19 protein-coding genes are annotated in these 20,187 nt (G+C 64.9%); 13 read left to right on the forward strand and 6 right to left on the reverse strand.

Annotated features, from left to right (window positions below; translation table 11 throughout):
- Nucleotides 1–117: 117 nt before the first annotated feature.
- Nucleotides 118–615: a hypothetical protein gene (locus RN01_RS05755; RefSeq protein WP_008645085.1), complete on the reverse strand. Its 498-nt coding sequence runs from the start codon at nucleotides 613–615 to the stop codon at nucleotides 118–120.
- A 456-nt stretch (nucleotides 616–1,071) separates the two neighbouring features.
- Between RN01_RS05755 and RN01_RS05760 the strand changes: the two genes are divergently transcribed.
- Nucleotides 1,072–1,941 carry an alpha/beta hydrolase gene (locus tag RN01_RS05760; RefSeq protein ID WP_017512964.1) on the forward strand — a complete coding sequence of 290 codons (870 nt, stop codon included), beginning with the start codon at nucleotides 1,072–1,074 and terminating at the stop codon, nucleotides 1,939–1,941.
- A gap of 17 nt (nucleotides 1,942–1,958) precedes the next feature.
- On the opposite strand, the gene RN01_RS05765 is transcribed toward RN01_RS05760, so the two are convergent.
- Entirely contained in the window at nucleotides 1,959–3,032 is a 1,074-nt protein-coding gene (locus tag RN01_RS05765) for a methyl-accepting chemotaxis protein (protein ID WP_017512963.1), read from the reverse strand.
- 573 nt (nucleotides 3,033–3,605) lie between these two features.
- Between RN01_RS05765 and RN01_RS05775 the strand changes: the two genes are divergently transcribed.
- From RN01_RS05775 to RN01_RS05790, 4 genes are all read left to right on the forward strand, one after another.
- The gene (locus tag RN01_RS05775; protein WP_011518671.1) at nucleotides 3,606–3,902 is read left to right on the forward strand and encodes a hypothetical protein; all 297 of its coding nucleotides are present in this window, start codon (nucleotides 3,606–3,608) and stop codon (nucleotides 3,900–3,902) included.
- A 106-nt stretch (nucleotides 3,903–4,008) separates the two neighbouring features.
- On the forward strand, nucleotides 4,009–4,680 hold the full coding sequence (locus tag RN01_RS05780; RefSeq protein WP_017512961.1) for an alpha/beta hydrolase: 672 nt from the start codon (nucleotides 4,009–4,011) through the stop codon (nucleotides 4,678–4,680).
- Nucleotides 4,681–4,756: 76 nt separating this feature from the next.
- Nucleotides 4,757–5,131: a hypothetical protein gene (locus tag RN01_RS05785; protein WP_017512960.1), complete on the forward strand. Its 375-nt coding sequence runs from the start codon at nucleotides 4,757–4,759 to the stop codon at nucleotides 5,129–5,131.
- Nucleotides 5,132–5,231: 100 nt separating this feature from the next.
- Nucleotides 5,232–6,398 carry an AAA family ATPase gene (locus RN01_RS05790; protein WP_024570839.1) on the forward strand — a complete coding sequence of 389 codons (1,167 nt, stop codon included), beginning with the start codon at nucleotides 5,232–5,234 and terminating at the stop codon, nucleotides 6,396–6,398.
- A 38-nt stretch (nucleotides 6,399–6,436) separates the two neighbouring features.
- Here the strand turns inward: RN01_RS05790 and mdtD are convergent, their stop codons facing one another.
- Nucleotides 6,437–7,840, reverse strand: coding sequence for a multidrug transporter subunit MdtD (gene mdtD, locus RN01_RS05795; protein WP_017512959.1), 1,404 nt, complete (start codon nucleotides 7,838–7,840; stop codon nucleotides 6,437–6,439).
- 133 nt (nucleotides 7,841–7,973) lie between these two features.
- On the opposite strand from mdtD, the gene RN01_RS05800 reads away from it, so the two are divergent.
- The gene (locus RN01_RS05800) at nucleotides 7,974–8,831 is read left to right on the forward strand and encodes a LysR family transcriptional regulator (protein WP_008645096.1); all 858 of its coding nucleotides are present in this window, start codon (nucleotides 7,974–7,976) and stop codon (nucleotides 8,829–8,831) included.
- A gap of 7 nt (nucleotides 8,832–8,838) precedes the next feature.
- Here RN01_RS05800 and RN01_RS05805 read toward each other — a convergent pair whose 3' ends face one another.
- Nucleotides 8,839–9,957, reverse strand: coding sequence for an AGE family epimerase/isomerase (locus RN01_RS05805; RefSeq protein WP_024570841.1), 1,119 nt, complete (start codon nucleotides 9,955–9,957; stop codon nucleotides 8,839–8,841).
- A gap of 199 nt (nucleotides 9,958–10,156) precedes the next feature.
- On the opposite strand from RN01_RS05805, the gene RN01_RS05810 reads away from it, so the two are divergent.
- The 4 genes from RN01_RS05810 (at nucleotide 10,157) to RN01_RS05825 (ending at nucleotide 13,056) form a co-directional block, all read left to right on the forward strand.
- Complete coding sequence (locus tag RN01_RS05810; RefSeq protein ID WP_008645098.1) at nucleotides 10,157–10,420, forward strand: hypothetical protein; 264 nt, start codon at nucleotides 10,157–10,159, stop codon at nucleotides 10,418–10,420.
- Nucleotides 10,421–10,482: 62 nt separating this feature from the next.
- Entirely contained in the window at nucleotides 10,483–10,758 is a 276-nt protein-coding gene (locus RN01_RS05815) for a hypothetical protein (protein WP_011518661.1), read from the forward strand.
- Between the two features lie 132 nt (nucleotides 10,759–10,890).
- Entirely contained in the window at nucleotides 10,891–11,907 is a 1,017-nt protein-coding gene (locus RN01_RS05820) for a hypothetical protein (protein ID WP_017515404.1), read from the forward strand.
- 6 nt (nucleotides 11,908–11,913) lie between these two features.
- Nucleotides 11,914–13,056 (forward strand): glycosyltransferase, encoded by a 1,143-nt coding sequence (locus RN01_RS05825; RefSeq protein ID WP_024570842.1) that lies wholly within the window; start codon nucleotides 11,914–11,916, stop codon nucleotides 13,054–13,056.
- Between the two features lie 36 nt (nucleotides 13,057–13,092).
- Here RN01_RS05825 and hpnA read toward each other — a convergent pair whose 3' ends face one another.
- Complete coding sequence (gene hpnA / locus RN01_RS05830; RefSeq protein ID WP_223277417.1) at nucleotides 13,093–14,169, reverse strand: hopanoid-associated sugar epimerase; 1,077 nt, start codon at nucleotides 14,167–14,169, stop codon at nucleotides 13,093–13,095.
- Between the two features lie 154 nt (nucleotides 14,170–14,323).
- Between hpnA and ispH the strand changes: the two genes are divergently transcribed.
- Both ispH and hpnH read left to right on the forward strand, forming a co-directional pair.
- The gene (ispH, locus tag RN01_RS05835; protein ID WP_024570843.1) at nucleotides 14,324–15,322 is read left to right on the forward strand and encodes a 4-hydroxy-3-methylbut-2-enyl diphosphate reductase; all 999 of its coding nucleotides are present in this window, start codon (nucleotides 14,324–14,326) and stop codon (nucleotides 15,320–15,322) included.
- Nucleotides 15,323–15,350: 28 nt separating this feature from the next.
- On the forward strand, nucleotides 15,351–16,517 hold the full coding sequence (hpnH, locus tag RN01_RS05840) for an adenosyl-hopene transferase HpnH (protein WP_008645108.1): 1,167 nt from the start codon (nucleotides 15,351–15,353) through the stop codon (nucleotides 16,515–16,517).
- Nucleotides 16,518–16,611: 94 nt separating this feature from the next.
- Here hpnH and RN01_RS05845 read toward each other — a convergent pair whose 3' ends face one another.
- Nucleotides 16,612–17,241, reverse strand: coding sequence for a phospholipid-binding protein MlaC (locus tag RN01_RS05845; RefSeq protein ID WP_008645112.1), 630 nt, complete (start codon nucleotides 17,239–17,241; stop codon nucleotides 16,612–16,614).
- Nucleotides 17,242–17,422: 181 nt separating this feature from the next.
- Between RN01_RS05845 and RN01_RS05850 the strand changes: the two genes are divergently transcribed.
- Nucleotides 17,423–20,149 carry an MMPL family transporter gene (locus tag RN01_RS05850; protein WP_024570845.1) on the forward strand — a complete coding sequence of 909 codons (2,727 nt, stop codon included), beginning with the start codon at nucleotides 17,423–17,425 and terminating at the stop codon, nucleotides 20,147–20,149.
- Nucleotides 20,150–20,187: the final 38 nt, after the last annotated feature.

Consider the following 20,187-nt stretch of genomic DNA (forward strand, 5'->3'; position numbering starts at 1 on the left):
CATTCGGCCCGGACGATTTCATCTTAGCGTGCGTATCGCACCGTGAAAGCCCGGCGCCCTGTCGAGGGCGCCGGGCTTCAGCCGACAACCGCCGGTTCGGGGCGGCCATGGCGCTGGTCAGGCAAGGGCGCCGTCGGTGTAGACGTCCGGGGTCCGGGCACCGTCGAAGTACGGGTTGCGTGCTTCATTGCCACGGGCGCCGTCCAGATACGGATCGGCCTTGCGAGCCGGGCTGGCGGAAACGCCACTGCGGTCAAGGCCGGCTACGAAACGCGCGCCATCCAGATACGGGTCGATGGTGCGTTCAACCAGGCCATCACGGTTGCTGATGCTGGCTGTCAGGCCGTCACGGTTGCTGATGCGGGCGCCATCCGTGTAGGCGTCACGGTTGCCGATATGCGCGCCTTCGGTAAAGCCGTCGCGATTGCTGATGCGAGCGCCTTCGCTGAAGCTATCAAACTTGCCTTGGCGGGCGCCATCGGTAAAGGCACTGCGCTGGTCGTTCACGCGATACGTATAACCGTAGACCTCGCCGTGCGAGGTGGAGGCTTGGGCGGCGCCCGTCACGAAAGCGGCGGCAAGGGCGGCGGCGGTCAGGATGGTCTTGGCGTTCATGATGCTCTCCTTCTTCAAGGGGCCGGGCAATCCGGTTCATGTTGTGGATTGCGGGGCCGAAGTCTGTGCTGCAAATTCGCGGCGCTCTTTTTCGTCTTCTTTGCTGATTGCTATCTACTACTAGATAGATTCAAAGACTTAAAAAAAGAACCGTTTCCGGTACTGCGTCACTGTCTGGTGTTGCTTGGATTGCCCGCTGCGCTGGTTGTTTGCGCTGCAACGTGTTCGTCCATGGCGTGAATACTATCTACCTATAGATAGATAAGCAAGGGGAAACTTGGAATGCCACTCAAAAACTTTTCTATTGCCCCGATCGAAATCATCAATCACGAAGATAAGTAATTGATTTTACGAGATAAAGTTGAGGTAAATCCTCTGCTGAAGCCTGCCGGTGCTTCCCCGACGGGCCTTGCAGGTGATAGGGTTACTCACCCCTGCCGACAGTCGAGCATCGCAATGCCGCCCCCAAAAGCGTCCCCCGCCCCCAATCCGTACCGGCGCTGGCTGGTTGGCGCCGCAGGGCTGGCTGGCGTAGCGCTGCTGGCCGGCGTCGGACGGCTAATACTGTTTCGCGCAATCGAACGTGAAGCGTTCGTTCCGGCCCCGGGCGGCACGGCAAGGCCAGACGATTTCGGCGTTGCATCGCGCCAGTTTGCATTCGCAAGCGGTAACCGCATGTTGCGTGGCTCATACGTCGCGGCCTCCCCCGACGCGCCCGCACTGTCCGTATTCCATGGTGACGAGGAATGCCTGGCCGACTGGGCTCCCGTCCAGGCGCTATTGCACGCGGCAGGCATCAGTTCCTTCGTCTTCGATTACAGCGGCTATGGCGCCAGCACGGGCCGGCCTTCCGTTCGCCACCTGCACCAGGACGCCCTGGCTGCCTATGCCCAGTTCCGCGCCGTTACGCCGGAGGCGTCGCGGCACTATGTCATGGCGCACTCGCTCGGTAGTGGCGTATTGCTGGATGTTGTGGGCGATCTGGCGCCGGCACCCGACGGCATGGTCATCGGCGCCGGATTCCGCTCGGCGCGTGCCGCCGCAGTCGTCACTGGCCGGGTGCCGCGCTGGCTCGCCTGGATGTTGCCGGACCCATGGAATAACATCCGGCAAATCCGGAATCTGACCCTGCCCATCCTGCTGCTGCACAGCAAGCGGGATGAGACGATCCCGTTCCGGGATGCCGAATGCCTGGCCCGGGCCGCGCACGGGCCCCGGCGGCTGGAAGCCTTCGAGGATCTTCCGCATGACGCGGCGATCGAGCCCTCCTACATGACCCGTTTCTGGGCGCCAGTGATCGCCTATCTGAAGAGCGGGAAGCTCTGACGGCGATCAGCGACAGGCTACAGCTTGAACTCGCCCACCACCTTCTGAAGCTCCTGCGCCTGCTCGGCCAGCGCCGACGAAGCCGCAGCCGCCTGTTCGACCAACGCGGCGTTCTGCTGCGTCACATCGTCCATTTGGGTCACCGCTACGTTCACCTGCTCGATGCCGTCGCTCTGGTGCTCGGAAGCCGTCGCGATCTCGCCAAGGATCTGCGTCACACGACGCACCGCCTGGACAATTTCCTCCATGGTCTGCCCAGCCTGGCCGACCAGCGCCGAACCGCTTTCCACCTGACGCGCCGAGTCGTTGATCAGCACGTTGATTTCCTTGGCAGCCGCAGCACTGCGCTGGGCCAGCGTGCGCACCTCGCCGGCCACCACGGCGAAACCGCGACCCTGCTCGCCCGCGCGCGCCGCTTCCACGGCGGCATTCAGGGCCAGGATATTGGTCTGGAATGCGATGCCCTCGATGACGGCGATGATGTCAGTCACCTTGCGCGAACTGACGCTGATGGCATCCATCGTTTCCACGACATTGCCGACGATCGCGCCACCGCGCTCGGCGATGCCGGACGCCGAAGCCGCAAGCCCGTTGGCGGTGCGCGCGCGTTCGGTGTTCTGCCGGACCATCGCAGTCAGTTCGCCCATGCTTGACGCGGTTTCCTGCAGCGTGGCCGCCTGCTCCTCGGTCCGCTGCGACAGATCGGTGTTGCCCACGGCGATTTGCTGCGATGCCGAAGAAATCGAATCGCTGGCGGACTTGATGCGCGTGACCAGGTCGGTCAGCATGTCTTCCATCTCTCCCAGGCCGCCGAGCAGACGACCGAAATCGCCACCGCGCTCGGTTTCGAAATCCTTGCTCAGATCGCCGGCAGCCACCGTCTCCGCAATGAATTCGGCCTCCTTGAGCGGCGCCTCGATCGCACTGGCCAGACGGGCCCAGCACACTACGCAGAACACCGCCACGGCAGTGCCCAGCCCATAGAGCCAACCTCGCGTGCCCTCATCGGTGATCTGGCCCAACGCCAGCGTCATCATGACGGCCACCAGCACCACCACCACCCCAAATGCCGCGCCCAGCCGGATGCGCATGCTCAAGTTATCCCACGCCATTTTTTATCCGCTCCTCTTTCGTGCCCCGCGTTGTCCGGGGCTATCGATGGACTAACGGAGCCAGCCAAGCAACCTTTACCCCTCCGAAAGAGTGGGTCGCGAAAAGACAAAACCGGGACAGGAACAATCGGGCGTGGCATTCGCGCCACCATTTGGTCATCGGCGCGTCATGCCGTTGTCATGCGGGAGAAATGCCTGCAGTTGACCGATGTTGCGTGCGGCAGACGGGATGTCGTTTTTTTGCCGATGGCAGGATTTGACGGCGCGGATCGCGTCGGAGGCCGGCAGTGGCACCTTCGCCACAATCGGTGGAATCGCCCGGGCCAGCGCCCCAGAAACGACAAAGCCGGGACGCGCAGTTCGCGGCATCCCGGCCAATGGGCAAACAATCTACTCCTGCGTGCGGCGTACCGCAATCATTCTTGTGGGCGACCCCACATGAACCATGGTGACCCATCGTGTACCTTGCGCCGGATCGTCTATATTTGACCGCAATGGCGCTCACATCCGTTCACGACTCACCGCCGTAGACAGCCCCTGGAGGTAAATGCCATGCGTTCGCTTGCAAACTTGTTCAGTCCGCCGACGCCCGAGAAAATCGCCGAGAAGGAACTGCAAGACATGAGGCTGACGCTTTTCCAGGCAGAACGCCGCCTGCTGGAAGCGCAGATGCAAGTCGACTACTACCGGAACATGATCGCTTTCCTGGAAGAAGTGGGAACGAGCGGCGTGGAAGGTGTGGCCGACCGGCGCTATGCGATCACCCATGCCGGCACGGACGCCACCGCAACACCCGCACGTGCCGCACCGGGCCTGACCACGGTGCCGATCGTGCCCTCTGCCGCCTGACGCCGCCTGACGCCGCGCTGGCGTGGCAACACCCGCATGGGCTCGTTCGGGCCTGTGCGATACTGGCCGCCTTCCCTAGCTTCGTGCTGTTGCACTGGAACCGGCCATGAGCGAACCGCTGCCCGCCATCGAAATTGAAACCGCGCCGAACCCGGCGTTCTCCGTGATCTGGATGCACGGGCTGGGCGCCGATGGCAGCGACTTCGTTCCAGTTGTCCCGGAACTCGGATTGCCTGAAACCCTTGCCGTCCGGTTCATCTTCCCGAACGCCCCGGCGATACCCGTGACCTGCAACGGCGGCTACGTCATGCCGGCCTGGTATGACATCTACTCGCTCGATGAAGCGGGCCGCCGTGCCGACGAACGGGGCATCCTGCAATCCCGCGATGCCATCCGCACGCTGATCGCACGCGAAAACGCGCGCGGCGTGCCAACCAATCGCATCGTCCTGGCAGGGTTCTCGCAAGGTGGCGCGATCGCGTACACCACGGCCCTGACCCATCCCGAAACACTCGCCGGGGTAATTGCGCTATCGACGTATATCCCCTCGACCGACCTGATCGCATCCGAGGTTGCACCGGCCAACGCCGCCACGCCGATCCTTGCCGCCCACGGCACCGAGGACGATGTCGTGCCGCTGATGCTCGGCACCCGCGCGCGCGACTGGGTGGCCGCCGCGGGCCATCCGGTCACATGGCTGACCTACCGGATGCCGCATTCGGTCTGCATCGAGGAAATTGTCGATATCGGCCAGTGGCTGCAGGAGCGCTTTGTGTGAGTGCCGCGACGATTGCCGCGCTAACATGGCGGCCGTCCTTCATCCGCCTCTTGTGCCCCACCCCCGATATCCACGCATGATCCCCGCCGCTCCCCCGCCCCGCATCGACTTCAACACCCGCAAGGCCCTGATGTTCGCGCTGACCGCCGAACGGCTGTCAGCCTTCTACGAACACGGCCAGTGGATGACCGAGGGCCAGGGCGCCACGCTCGCGGCCAACTGGCTGTCACGCTCGAAACTGCAATTGGCGCTGTCGGAACGGCGTGTGCTGTCCGACCTGAGCGATCAACTCGCGCGGCAACTGGCCGAAACGCTGTCTCGTGAAGCCGGCCTCTACGCCTCGCACGAGATGATGGAAGCCCTCGATCCGAACTACCAGTCCGCATTCGCGCACGACATGCTCGATGAGTGCGAGCGGATGCTGCGGGAGGCTGGCGTCGAGGAAGACTGAGCACCAAAAGGCACTTTATTGCCTGGGGGCGCCGAGCAATTATTGACTTTTATCCACGTTTCCATAAATTATCTAGATCTAAATAATTCTGGATAATTCGATGAGCTACTTCGCTCGACCGAGCCTCGCCACGGAACTGGCGAGCCAGTTACAAGGGCAAGCCGTGTTCGGCGATGCCCACAATGGACTGTTCCTGGCCGCGCCACGGCGTACGGGCAAATCCATGTTCCTCCAGCACGATCTCCGCCCCGCGCTGTCGGAACGGGGCGTGCTGGTCATCTATGTGGATCTCTGGGCGGACCAGCGGCGCGATCCCGGCGAGCACATCGCCGAAGCCATTGCGCTGGCGCTGGGCCAGCACATGGGCCTGGTAGCAAAGACCGCCCGGAAGGCCGGCCTGCAAAGCATCACCATTGCCGGCGCGCTCAAGCTCGATACCTCCCTGATCGGCAAGCCGGATGGGGCCACGCTGGCGCAGGCGCTGCAGGCCCTGCACGACGCCGCCGGCAAACCCATCGCCCTGATCATCGACGAGGCCCAGCACGCGCTGACCAGCGTGGCCGGCGAAGCCGCAATGGCCGCGCTGAAATCGGCGCGCGATCAGATGAATACCCCCGACAGGGTGGCGCTGATGCTGGTGATGTCAGGGTCGGATCGCGACAAGCTACTCCGGTTGGTCAACGCGAACGGCGCCGCGTTCTTTGGCTCGACCATCCACCAGATGCCCACGTTGGGCAAGAACTATATCGATCACGTCGTCGCACTGATCGAGACGCAGCGTCCTGACCTCAAACCGGTGGATCATCCGGCGCTGCTCGAAGCCTTCCAGCTTTTTGGCCATCGCCCACAGTTCTTTCACGCGGCCATCGGCCATGCGCTGAACCCGCTGGAAGCCCTCGACGGCGAGCGATTCGAGCAGCGGGTGCTGGCGGCCGCGCGCAGCCGGCGCGATCAGGACGCCGCGCAAATGCAATCGGATTTTCTTGGATTGAAGCCGCTTGATCGGGCGGTACTCTGGCGCATCCTCGCACTGGGCCCTGCCTATCGGCCCTACGACGCTGAAGCGCTCGCGTTCTATCGGGAACAATGCCCCGGCCTCACCGTATCGGCGCAGAAAGTACAGGCCGCGCTGGAAAACCTGCGCGACCGCTCGCCCGCATTAGTGTGGAAGTCCGCGCGCGGCGAGTATTCGGCGCACGACGGCGCCATGCACGCGTGGTATCAGGAACTGGCACAGCAAGGAAAATGGCCGCCCGTCGATGAATGAGCGGCCCAGCCGTGCGCTTACCGCAACCCTGATGCGCGCTACCGCGCTTCCACCGCAGTCCGCTTCGGGTTCAGCAGGTCCGCATCGAGCCGCCGGAACACCATGGCCGATGCCAGCGTGATCATGCCCACACTGAGGAAGGCCAGCCGATAGGCCGGAGCGGCCACGCCAAGCTTGGCCGAGAACAGACTCACGAGTCCACCGCCAATGGTCACGCCAAGGCCGATCGCGAGCATCTGCACCATCGAAAACAGGCTGTTGCCGCTGCCCGCGTCTTCTCGCGACAAACCCTTGAGTGTGACGCCGTTCATCGCGGCAAACTGCATGGAGTTGGCGGCGCCGAAGATCGCCAACTGCACGATCGACAGCCCGAGCGGCCAGCCCGGCGAGATCGCCGCGAACGAAGCGATCGAAGCCCCGACGATCACCGTATTGACGAGCAGGAATATGTCATAGCCGAAGCGGTTCACCAGCGGCACGATCCAGCGCTTCGAGATGGTCCCTGAAATGGCTACCGGCAACAACATCAGGCCCGAATGAAACGGGGAGTAGCCGAGCTGAAGCTGAAACAGCAGCGGCAGCAGGAACGGCACGGCGCCCGAGCCGATGCGGCAGACCAGGTTGCCGACCAGCCCAACGGTGAAGTTGGGCTCCCGAAACAGCGCGAGACGGAACAGCGGCGTGCGATGGCGACGCGCATGCGGAATGTAGAGCAGCGCGCTGGCAATGCTTGCGGCCATCAGCGCGGCGCTCAGGCTACTGACCGAACCACGCTCAAGCGCGAGCGAGAACGTGACCATGCACAGCGACAGCAGGCCACAGCCTATCCAGTCGAACGGCGGCGCGGCATCCACTTCGCCAGCCGGCAGGTAACGATGCACGGCGAACAGGCCGACCAGCCCCACCGGGACATTGATCAGGAAAATCCAGTGCCACGACGCACTCTGCACCAGCCATCCGCCGAGCACCGGGCCAAAGATCGGCCCGACCTGCCCCGCGATTGAGACAAAGGCCAGTGCGGCAATGTACTGCTCGCCGGGTATGTTGCGCAGCACCGCAAGCCTGCCGATCGGCAACAGCATCGATCCGCCAATGCCCTGCAGCACCCGCGCGATCACCAGTTGGGTCAGCGTGTGCGCGGTGGCGCAGAACACCGAACCAATCACGAAGATCAGGATCGCGCTGAAGTAGACGCGCCGTGTGCCGAACCTGTCGGCCAGCCAGCCAGACGCCGGGGTCAGCATCGCCATGGTCAGCGTATAGGCCACCACCACAGGCTTGAGATCGAGTGGTTTCTCGCCCAGGCTGCGCGCCATGGCGGGCAGCGCGGTGTTGACGATGGTGGTGTCCAGCGTCTGCATGAAAAAGCCGGCGAAGACGATCCACAGCATGGCCTTCTGGGAGAAGGCCTGATCGGTGGCGGAAGCAGAGGCGGTACGCATAGGAAATTCTTGATGGGGCGGCGTCACTCCGGGTAATCCCGGAGACGTTCGAGCATGGTACCTAGCGGACACCCCATCGGGAACCCCTCTGGCTTTGTTGACTGCGATCGGATTTACCGATGACAATGCGCCGATGCTCAATCCCGTTTGGATCCAGACTTTCGCGACGGTGGCCACCGCGCGCAGCTTTACCGACGCGGGGCGTCAGCTTGGCCTGTCGCAATCGTCGGTCAGCGACCATATCCGCCGGCTCGAAGGCAGCGTGAACCGGCGGCTGTTTGTGCGCGATACCCACTCGCTGGCGCTGACACCCGATGGCGAAGCCCTGCTCGTTCATGCCCGGCTGATTCTCGAATCCCTGGCCCGTGCCGAATCCCAGTTCAGCGGACCGCGCCTGCAGGGGCGCGTGCGCCTTGGCACCTCCGAAGACTTGGCGCAGGGTCCCCTGCCGAATGTGCTGGCTGCATTCCGCGCAACGCATCCGGACGTGGAGCTCGAGATCACCATCGGCATGACCAGCAAGCTGTACGAGTGGATGGAAGCGGGCACCCTGGACCTCATCGTCGGCAAGCGGCGCGAAGGCGAGCGGCGCGGCGTGCCCCTTTTCCGTGGCCGGCTCGAATGGCTGGCGCGGCCCGGTACGGTTGTGGATGTGCGTCAGCCTCTACCGCTGATCCTCGTGAACGAACCGAGCGTGACGCGCTCCGTGGTGCTGGACACGCTGGCCAAGAACGGCTGGCGCTGGCGCGTCGTGTGCACCAGCAGCAGCCATTCCGGATGCATCGCAGCGGCGCGCGGCGGGCTCGGCATCACCGTGCGGGCCGAGAATCTGACCGGCGGCGGTCTGGTGCCACCGGTCAATTTCGATGCCCTGCCAGCACTGCCGGACGTGGAGTTCATCACGCTGGCCGCACGCCGGCTCACCGAGCCGGCCGACACGCTGCTGCAACTGATTCGCAAGAGCGACCTGCGCGCCGCGCGGGTCGATTGATGCCTGCTTAGCCTGGCAACGCGTCCAGCGCCTGATAGGCGGTCAGCAGGTGATAAGGCGTGGTGGAAGGCATCTCCGCCCGCACGACCACACCATCTGGCGCCAGGCATTCGTGCCAGCCACCGACGTGGAGAAAGCGCGTGCGGAAGCGGTCAGTCCAGACCGCGAGCGTATCCAACGCTTCGCCATCATGATCGACGGATGCCTTGACCGCCAGCGCCCGGGCGAATTCGGTCTGCGCCCAGATGCGCTCGGTGCCATCCAGTACGCCCCCCGCCCCATCCAGCGCCGCGCAGACACCCAGCGTGTCGTCCGCCACGCCGTGGCGGCGCGCGAAATCGAACGCCCGGCGCAATGCCGATGACAGTGCCGCATCGGCGAACAATGCCGGGGCCGTCATGACCAGCGAATACCACTCGAATTGATGTCCCGGCTCGATCCGATTGCCGGCGCTGCCCTGGGGCAGTTCGGCCACGCAGCCATCGGCGGCATCGACAAAGCGTGCGTGCACCGCATCGGCCAGGTCACGGAGCCGGTTGGCGAACCATGTGTCGCCAGTGGCTTCCAGCGCGGCGAGATAGGCCTCGGTCAGGTGCATGACCGGGTTCTGCAGCACGCCGCTCCCATTGGGCGTGAAATCCTCGGCCAGGGCCGCGTGATACAGCCCGCTGCCATCGGCAAAGCGGCTTTCGATGACATCGACTGTGCGACGCAGCAGGTCCAGCGCCGCGGCACTGCCGCCAGCGCGGTGGTAATGCGCGCAGGCGAAGACCACGAAGGCGTGGGTATAGAGATCTCGCGTCGTATCGAGCGGCTGGCCGTCGGCGTCGATGCTGTAGATCCATCCGCCCGCTCCATCGCCGAAGTGACGTTGCAGCGCTGCAAACAGCGTATCGGCATGTGTCAGGTTGCCGGCCGTCGCAAAGACATAGAGCTGGCGCGCGCACGCCATCGCCCGGTAGCGTTTGTCCGGCAACGGCTGGCCGGTGGCGCCATCCAGTGCCTCATGCGCCAGTTGCATCGCCGGATTCCATCCCGCGCCGGTCCAGGGCGGCAGGACGGCCGTATCGAAATGGGCGAGCAGCGCGGAGATCCGGGCGGTAAGGGTCGGCGGCGAGACTGGCATGTCGGATTGGGTTCGGGTGGGCCGGATAGTCGACCCGCAAGACCGAAGCCAGACAAGATAGCAGGCCCGGAGATACGAGGAAAGGCCGCCGACGCCGCACCGCATCATTTCGGGGTGGCAATGCCCCGCGACGCTGACTATGTTGAAAGTCCGCCGGGTTGTCGTTCCTGTCATGGCCCGTCGGCAAGGGAGAATCGCCATGCCCACCACCCATCCCATGACCCTGACCGACCACCGCCGCACGCTGGTCATGCATGTGCTTGAAGACCCTCCCGGACGCTATACGTGGCGAATCGTGGTGGAAGAGAAGTGCGGCGGCGCTGAATGCGACAGCATGATCGAAGCAGCGGCCGACTACCCCTCGCACGCCGAAGCGGAAGCGGCCTGCTGGGCTGCCGGCAACAGCATGTTGGACACGCCGCGCGCGGCCGGCGAAGTCACTGACTCGCAAACGCTCCACTAAGCCTGCGCGCCTGCAAACGCTCCCGGCCTGGGCCGGGGTTTCCTTCAAAGGACGAACTAGCGATGGACAAGCCCACCGTAAGCCCCCGCCGCTTCGTCGAGATCCTGAACGAGCGGCTCACCCGGCATCCCCTCTACCGCGAGGGCATGCACGTGTACGCCATCCCGCCCCATTCGGAGCATCCGCACAGCCTCGTCTGCGTAGGCCCGCGGGGGACCGAATGCGTCTGCACGACGATCGAGGCCATCGTGCGTGGCGAGTGCGACGTCTTCCCCGACATCGCACGGGACTGGCGCCCTCGCCCGAACCCGCCCGCGCACGAACACCGCGCGCGTTAGCGGTCGATTGACAGTCACGATCCGGCGGGCTTTGGCCCGCCGGATTGATTTCGACTGCCTTGAACGACACAATCCTGCGCTGATCGCTCCGGCTGGATACAATGGCTCCGCAATCCCCTGCCCGGAGCGCCGATGAAGAGAAATTTCGAAGCGGATGGCATGACCGTCGACCCGTTGGTCCCCGAAACCGGATCACAGTCGGCCAGCACCACACCGAGCCCGGCGGCGCGTGCCGCCGAAGTGGCTGCCACCGTTGCCCGAGCGGCCATCGACCAGGCCGATTACGCGATGCGCAACTGGACCGACCCGGTAGAGGGTCCGGTGCGTGCCGGGTCCCCCGAGCATCTGCGCATGTTCTGCAACATGCTTCTGCAGACCCACAACCCCTACAAACCCGCCGTCATCGACTGGCCGAAGCTCTCGCCGGAAGCGCTCGAGCGCGTGACCTCGCTGCCGATCTGGGACATCGCCGTGCAGACTGAAGGCCGCGCGTCGATCCGCGTGCACAGCTTTGCCCGGCTTCAGCGCGACCCGCTGTTGCGCAGCGCGCTGGAAATGGATGGCGACGAGGAGGCGCGGCACAAGGTGGTGCTGGCCAAGCTCGTCGAGGCCTACGGCATCCAGCTGGAACCCGAGCCCGAATATCTGCCGCCGTCCGACATCGAATGGGGCTGGCTGGTTACCGGCTACAGCGAGTGCATCGACAGCTTTGCCGCGTTCGGCCTGTTCGCGGCCGCCAAGGATTCGGGCTACTTCCCGGCCGAACTCGTCGAGACTTTCGAGCCGGTGATTCAGGAAGAAGGCCGCCACATCCTGTTTTTCGTCAACTGGGTGGCCTGGTATCGCGCCAGCCTGCCCTGGTGGCGCCGCCCCGCGTTCGCCTTCAAGGTGTTCCGCGTCTGGCTGTTCCTGATTCGGGAGCGGATCGGCCTGGCTCGCCAGATCGAAGTAGACGAGCATGGCGGCGCCCAGGACGCCAACTTCCCAATGAACGCCGCCGAAACATTGGCCGACTCGCTCACGCCCGGCTCGATGATCGATCTCTGCCTGATGGAGAACGATCGGCGCATGGCGGGGTATGATGCGCGGCTTCTGCGTCCGACCACGGTGCCCAAGCTGGCGCGCTTCGCACGACGCTTCGTCAAATAATTCGCCATGCTGTTTGGATTGTCCCTGCTGACCCTCGCGGTCTGGTGCGTGCTGGTCTTCGCCCGCGCCGGTTTCTGGCGCGTGCGCAAGCCCGCGCCCTCTCCCGCCCCGGCCGAATGGCCCACCGTGGTCACCGTGATCCCGGCCCGCAATGAAGCGGATGTGATTGGCCGCGCCGTGACCGGTGTGCTGAGCCAGCGCTACGCCGGCCGGCTCCATCTGGTGGTGGTGGACGATCACAGTACCGATGGCACGGCGGACATCGCGCGTGCCGCGGCCCTGTCCATCGGCAAAGGCGACGCGCTGACCGTGATCGGGGCACGCGACCTGCCCGCCGGCTGGAGTGGCAAGGTCTGGGCGCAATCCGAAGGTCTGGCCGCCGCGGACAAGGCCGCGCCAGAGGCCAGGTATGTCTGGCTGACCGATGCCGATATCTGGCACGGTCCGAATGCGCTGGCCGAACTGGTGGCCCGCGCCGAGAACGAGCAGCGTGACCTGGTCTCGCTGATGGTGCGCCTGCGCTGCGATTCCGCGTGGGAACGCATGATCGTGCCGGCATTTGTCTTCTATTTCGCCAAACTCTACCCGTTCGCGAGCATTGCAAACCCGCGCAGCCGTGTGGCCGGCGCGGCGGGCGGCTGCATGCTGGCGCGGCGCTCGGCGCTAGCCCGTATCGGCGGGTTCGAAGCCATTCGCGGCGAGTTGATCGACGATTGCAGCCTTGCGGCGAAGATCAAGGCCGGTGGGTCGATCCGGCTCGATCTGGCGGATGACAGCATTTCGCTCCGCCCCTACGACGACTGGCAGAGCCTCTGGAACATGATCGCCCGCAGTGCCTACACGCAGTTGCACTACTCGCCGTGGATGCTGATCGGGGCCACGCTGGGCATGATCCTGACCTATCTGGCACCGCCGGTCCTGGCGCTGGCCGGCGGCGCGGGGACCTGGCCAGCCTGGCTGGCCTGGCTCCTGATGGCCATCAGCTACCGGCCGATGCTGCGTGAGTATCGTCAACCCGTGTGGATGGCGCCGCTGTTGCCGCTGACCGCCCTGTTCTACCTGGGCGCCACGCTGGATTCCGCGCGGCGCTATTACCTGCGTCGCGGCGGCCAGTGGAAAGGGCGCTCGCAGGCGCCCGTACGGTCGTAACGTCCAGATGGCGGGGCCACCCGCCATGCCGATCGGCTACTTCAGATAGCCGGCTTCCCGGAACCACGTGAGCGCGTCGCGCAGCCCTTCCTGATAGGGGCGCGGCGCGTATCCAAGCTCACGCTGGGCCTTGGCGGAAGTGAAGAACATCCGGTATTGCGACATCTTCAGCCCATCCACGGTCACGAACGGCTCCTTGCCGGTGAAGCGTGCGATGGTCTCGGCCACGCGCGCGACCGGATAGAGCGGCCAGCGCGGCAACTCGATGGTTGGCGCCTTGCGGCCGGCCATGCCCGCGATGTCGGCCAGCATCTGCCGCAGCAGCACGTCCTGGCCGCCCAGGATATAGCGCTCGCCGATGCGCCCCTTGTCCAGCGCCAGGAAATGACCGTTCGCCACGTCGTCCACGTGGACCAGATTCAGGCCGGTATCGACGAAGGCCGGGATCTTGCCGGTGGCCGCCTCGACAATGATCCGGCCGGTCGGGGTCGGACGCACGTCGCGCGGGCCAATCGGCGTGGAGGGATTCACGATGACCGCCGGCAGGCCTTCCGCCACCAGACGCTCCACCTCGCGCTCGGCCAACACCTTGCTGCGCTTGTAGGCGCCGATCGCCTCATGGCCGGCCATTGCCGCCGTCTCGTCGACCGGCGCCGTGGCGCCCGCCACACGCAGGGTGGCCACGCTGCTCGTATAGATGACACGCTCCACGCCAGCTGCGCGGGCGGCGTTCATGACCGTGACCGTGCCCTCGACGTTCGAACGCACGATTTCCTCGGGATCAGGCGCCCAGAGCCGGTAATCGGCTGCCACATGGAACAGGTAGCGCACGCCGGCCATGGCGCGGGTCATCGACGCGGCATCCCGCATGTCACCTTCGACAATCTCCACGGGCAAGCCGGCCAGATTGGCGCGCGGGCTGGTCGAGCGCACAAGCACGCGCACCTGGAAGCCACGGTCGAGTGCCTGTCGCATCACAGACGAGCCTAGGAATCCCGACGCACCTGTAACAAGAATGCAATTGTTAATTTCAAATCCCCTGACAATGCTGCCGGCGCAGCAGGCTTTTCTGCCCCGCAGAAGCCCGCCCACAGCCGGATTGCGGTGCAGCATTCTCGCCGGAAACGCCCTGTTGGCAAATTCCCACGCGGCGACACGAAAACTGACACCGGTATATAGTAACCACCGTAGTCCGGAAATGTGATCCCGGGAATACCAAAATATAAATGTCTTCTAATCTTCACAAGAGGGTCGGGGGGCCATTTCGATGCAGGTGATACTTGCTCAACCTCGCGGATTTTGCGCAGGTGTCGTCCGCGCGATCGAAATCGTCGATCGAGCCCTCGTCAAGCATGGCGCCCCCGTCTATGTGCGACACGAAATCGTACACAACAAGCATGTGGTGGAAAGCCTGCGCCAGAAAGGCGCGCGCTTTGTCGAGGAACTCGACGAGGTGCCTGGCAATGCGGTGACGATCTTCAGCGCGCATGGCGTGTCGCGGGACGTGGTCAGCGAGGCCGCCCGCCGCGAACTGCACGCGATCGACGCGACCTGCCCGCTCGTCATCAAGGTTCACAATCAGGGACGCCAGTACGCGGCAGCGGGCCGCCACGTCGTCCTGATCGGCCATGCCGGCCACCCCGAGGTGGAAGGCACGATGGGGCAGATTCCGGGCAAGGTCATCCTGGTCCAGAACGAGGCCGATGTCGCCACGCTGGACCTGCCGAATGACGCACCGGTCGCTTACATCACACAGACCACGTTGTCCGTGGACGACACCCGTAATATCATTGCGGCGCTCGGCGCGCGATTTACCAATCTGGTTGGCCCGAGTACACGCGATATCTGCTACGCCACTCAGAACCGGCAGAGCGCGGTGCGCGAGTTGTCCACCCGCGTGGACGTCATCCTCGTGATTGGCGCCACCAACAGTTCCAACTCGAATCGCCTGCGCGAAATCGGCACCGAGAGCGGCGTACCGAGTTACCTGATCGCCGATGGCAGCGAGCTGGACCCCACGTGGGTCCGCGACGCCGCCGTCGTCGGCATTACCGCGGGTGCCTCGGCACCCGAAGAAATGGTGGAAGACGTCATTGCGGCCTTGCGCCGCCTTGGTCCGGTCGAAGTTTCGACCATGGAAGGGATCGAGGAACATGCCGAATTCCGCCTGCCGGCCGAGCTGGAAAATGTGAAGCAGGCCCCGGCGGCCAGTAGTACCACTGAACCCAGCGACGCACGCCTTGCCGACCAGACGGCGGCAGGCTGAAGCAACGAACCTAACAGGAAGCACCCCCTTGGCCATTCCCTTTCTGCAGGTCGCCCGCGTAGGCGCCTACATCGCACGCAAGCATCTTTCCGGGCAGAAGCGCTACCCGCTCGCCCTGATGCTCGAGCCCTTGTTCCGCTGCAACCTCGCCTGCTCGGGCTGCGGCAAGATCGACTATCCGGACCCCATCCTGAACCAGCGCCTGTCGGTGCAGGAATGCCTGGAGGCCGTGGACGAGTGCGGCGCCCCGGTGGTCTCGATCGCCGGCGGCGAGCCGCTGCTGCACAAGGATATGCCCGAGATCGTGCGCGGCATCATCGCCCGCAAGCGTTTCGTCTACCTGTGCACGAACGCGCTGCTGATGGAAAAGAAGATCGACCAGTACGAGCCGAGCCCGTACTTCGTGTGGTCGATCCACCTGGATGGCGACCGCGAAATGCACGACCATTCGGTGAACCAGGAAGGCGTGTACGACCGCTGTGTGGAAGCGATCCGCATGGCCAAGGAACGTGGCTTCCGCGTCAACATCAACTGCACGCTGTTCAACGATGCCAAGCCTGACCGCGTGGCCAAGTTCTTCGACTCGGTCAAGGCGATGGGCGTGGACGGCATCACGGTCTCGCCCGGCTACGCCTACGAGCGTGCCCCGGACCAGCAGCACTTCCTGCACCGCGGCAAGACCAAGCAGCTGTTCCGCGACATCCTGTCGCGCGGCAACGCCGGCAAGAACTGGGCGTTCAGCCAGTCGACGATGTTCCTGGACTTCCTGGCCGGCAACCAGACCTACAAGTGCACGCCGTGGGGCAACCCGGCGCGTACCGTGTTCGGCTGGCAGCGTCCGTGCTACCTGGTCGGCGAAGGCTATGTGAAGACCTTCAAGGAACTGATGGAAGACACCGACTGGGACGCCTACGGTGTCGGCAACTACGAGAAGTGCGCCAACTGCATGGTCCACAGCGGCTTTGAAGCCACGGCTGTGGCCGATACGTTCGCGCACCCGATCAAGGCGCTGGGCGTGAGCCTGCGCGGCGTGAAGACCGATGGCCCGATGGCCCCGGACATCCCGCTGGACAAGCAGCGTCCCGCCGAATACGTCTTCTCGCGCCACGTGGAAATCAAGCTGGCCGAGATCGGCAACCTGAAGAAGGCGCAGGGTAGCCGCGCCGAGGCCGCTCAGGCCGCCCAGGTGCACTAAGCCTGGTTCTGGTGACGTGAAAGCAATCGGGGTCGGCATTGCCGACCCCGATTGCTTTTCCGGACCACTCAGGCCATTCAGGCCCACACAGGCATCAAGTCCGCGCGTTGTGATTCGTCAGGTACTTCACCAATCCATCCACGCCGTCACGAGCGACGATGTCCGCAAACTGCTTGCGGTACACCTCGATCAGCCACGCCCCCATCATGTTGATGTCATAGATGCGCCAGCCTTCCGCGCCGCGCTCCAGCCGATAATCGATCAGCATCTCGTCGCCGTTGTTCATCACCCGCGTGGCCACCACCACGTCATTGGCATTGCTGCCGGTTTTGGCCGGCTTGTACGAGAATTTCGGGCTCTGCTCGCGCAGTTGCGAAAGCGACACCGCGTAGCTGCGCACCAGCAGCGCCGTGAACTGCTCCTGCAGGACCTTCTGCTGCTCCGGCGTCGCCTGTTTCCAGGCACCGCCCACCGCGAGGCGCGTGGTGCGGCCAAAGTCGGTATAGGGCAGGAACTCGCGCTGGACCACCGCCGTGATCTTCCCGAGATCGCCCGCGCGGGTTTCCGGATCGGCCTTGATCTTCGTGATCACGCCCTCGACGGCGGACTGCACGAGCTTGTCCGGCGAAGCGCTGGTATTGACCTGTGCGTGGGCGGTACTGACGACGGCCACGGCGGCGATCGGCGCAATGATGGCGGCGGGAAGGAATCCGTAACGGTTCATGACAATCTGATGCTCAAGGTATCGGCCGGCTGGCCAGTCGGGCCAGTATATAGCGGATCGCCGCGAGGCCGGACTGCATGGCGCGCAAGGCGCTCCGGACCTGCAACGCCACCGTCACCCGCTATACTCCGGGTGCCGCCCACGCGCCCCTCCGCAACCGGGCGATGAAGATTTCAAACACATGATCAGACCGCTGCTCGTTCGCACCGTCAAATTCGCTACCGCCCACGCCTGGCTGGTAATTGGCATTTCCTTGTTGCTGACCGTTGCCGCAGGCATCTACGCGGCCCGCAACTTCGCCATCAACACCGATATCAGCCGGCTGCTTGAATCCGACGCCCCCTGGGCGAAGCACGACCAGGCCATCAGCGACGCCTTTCCGCAGCGCGACAAGATGATCCTCGCCGTGGTGCAGGCCCCGGCCAAGGAGCTTGCCGATGCGGCCGCCAATGAGCTGGCCGATGCCCTGCGCAAGCAGCCCAAGCGCTTCCGCGCGGTCGGGCAGCCCGGTTCGGGCCCGTTCTTCGAACGCAACGGCCTGTTGTTCGCCGATACCGCGAGCGTCAACGACATGGCCGAGAAACTCACGCAGGCCCGGCCGCTGCTCAACAACCTCGCGCACGATCCCACGTTGCGCGGCCTGTCGGACCTGCTGACCACCACGCTGGCGCTCCCCTTGCAGCTCGGACAGATCAAGCTGGGCGACATGGAAAAGCTGCTCCAGGCGAGCGCGAATACCGTCGACGGCGTGCTGGCCGACCATACGGTGGCCCTGTCGTGGGCCGGATTGGTCGACGACAGCCTCAAGGCCAACGCCGACGGCAACGCGTACAGTTTCGTGACGCTGTCGCCGGTGCTCGATTTCAGCGACCTGCAAGCGGGCTCTGGCGCCAGCGAAGCGATCCGCACCGCGGCCACCGAACTCAAGCTTGCCGAACGCTACAGCGCCGTTGTGCGACTGACCGGCCCGCAGCCCCTGGCCGACGACGAATTCTCGTCGGTCAGCGAAGGCGCCGCGCTCAATGGCATCCTCACGCTGGTCGTCGTGATCGGCATCCTGTGGATGGCGCTGCGTTCCGCGCGGCTGATCACGGCTGTCCTTGTCAGCCTGATCTCCGGGCTCATCATCACTGCCGCACTGGGCCTGCTGATGGTTGGCGCGCTGAACATGATTTCCGTGGCGTTCGCGGTGCTTTTCGTCGGCCTGGGTGTCGACTTCGGCATCCAGTTCGGCGTGCGTTACCGAGCAGAGCGGCACGAGCATGACGACATCAACAAGGCGCTGGAGCTGGCGGCCCGCGACGTTGCAGGCCCGCTCACGCTGGCCGCAGCCGCCACCGCAGCGGCATTCTTCTGTTTCCTGCCCACCGACTACCGTGGCGTGGCCGAGCTTGGCAAGATCGCCGGCGTCGGCATGTTCATCGCCTTCGGCACCACCTTCACGCTGCTGCCGGCAATGATCCGCGTGCTGGCCCCGCCGGGCGAGGACGAAGTGCCCGGCTTTGCCTGGCTGGCCCCGGCCGATTCCTTCTTCGAACGCCATCGCAAGGGCACGCTGGTCGGCGTGCTGGCGGTGCTGATCGCGGGCGCGCCGCTGCTGCCGCACCTGCGTTTCGATTTCGACCCGCTGCACCTGAAGGACCCTGACTCCGAATCGATGTCGACGCTGCTCGCGCTCAAGGATGCGCCGCAGGCCGGTACCGACAACGTCAGCGTGCTCGCCCCGTCCGTGGCGGCGGCTCAGCAGATCGCCACGCGGCTCAAGACGCTGCCGGAAGTCGAGCGCGTGGTCACGCTGAAGACGTTCATTCCGGATGACCAGCCCGCCAAGCTGGCCATTGTCGCCGGCATGGCGAAAAGCCTGATGCCCGTGCTGACGCAAACGCGCTCGCAACCGGCCGAGGACGTGCGCCGCGTGGCATCGCTGCGCAACGCTTCGCGCCAGCTCGCGCTGGCTGCCGAGGATCACCCCGGCCCGGGCGCGGCTGCAGCCGACCATCTGTCGCAAGCGCTCAAGAAGCTGGCCGATGCGCCGGCCGCCACGCGCGACCGCGCGGAACAGGCCATTGCGCTGCCGCTGCAACTGGCACTGGCCTCGCTGCAGAACGCGCTGCAGCCCGAGCCGATCTCGCAGCAGACGCTGCCGCCCGAACTGGTCCGCGACTGGCTCGCGCCCGATGGTCAGGCACTGGTCAGCGTCAGCCCGAAGCTGCCCCCGCCCGGCGCGAAGAACGATGACGCCCGCGAAGCGGCGCTGAACCAGTTTATCGACGTGATGGCGCGCGTGCAGCCGGACGCCACCGGCGGCCCGATCGCGATCCGCGGATCGGCCGACACGATCATGACCGCGTTCCTGCACGCCGGCGTGTTGGCGGTGATCTCGATCACGGTGCTGCTGTGGATCACGCTGCGGAGCGTCGGCGATGTGCTGCGGACGCTGATCCCGCTGCTGGTTTCCGGCCTCGTGACGCTCGAACTCTGCGTGGTGTTCGGCATCGCGCTGAACTTCGCCAATATCATCGCGCTGCCGCTGCTGCTGGGCATTGGCGTGGCCTTCAAGATCTACTACGTGATTGCCTGGCGCCATGGCAAGACCAAGCTTCTGCAGTCGAGCCTGACCCACGCCGTGCTGTTCAGCGCCGCCACCACGGCGACGGCGTTCGGCAGCCTCTGGCTGTCGCACCACCCGGGCACCGCGAGCATGGGCAAACTGCTGGCGCTGGCGCTGGCGTGCACGCTGGCTGGCGCGGTGTTCTTCCAGCCGATCCTGATGGGACGCCCGCGCCGTCAGCCGTCGGGACGCGCCGAACCGCTCGGCCCGTCGCTGCCCCCGCTCTCGGTAGCCGCGTCCATGTCACAATCTGCCGATAACACAGCGGGGCCGGATCAACGCCACCCAGGAAGGTAGGCGCCGCACCCTTACAAGAAACCAAAGCCAAGACCGTT

This window comes from Cupriavidus sp. SHE (genome assembly GCF_000812445.1).
Lineage (GTDB): Bacteria > Pseudomonadota > Gammaproteobacteria > Burkholderiales > Burkholderiaceae > Cupriavidus > Cupriavidus metallidurans.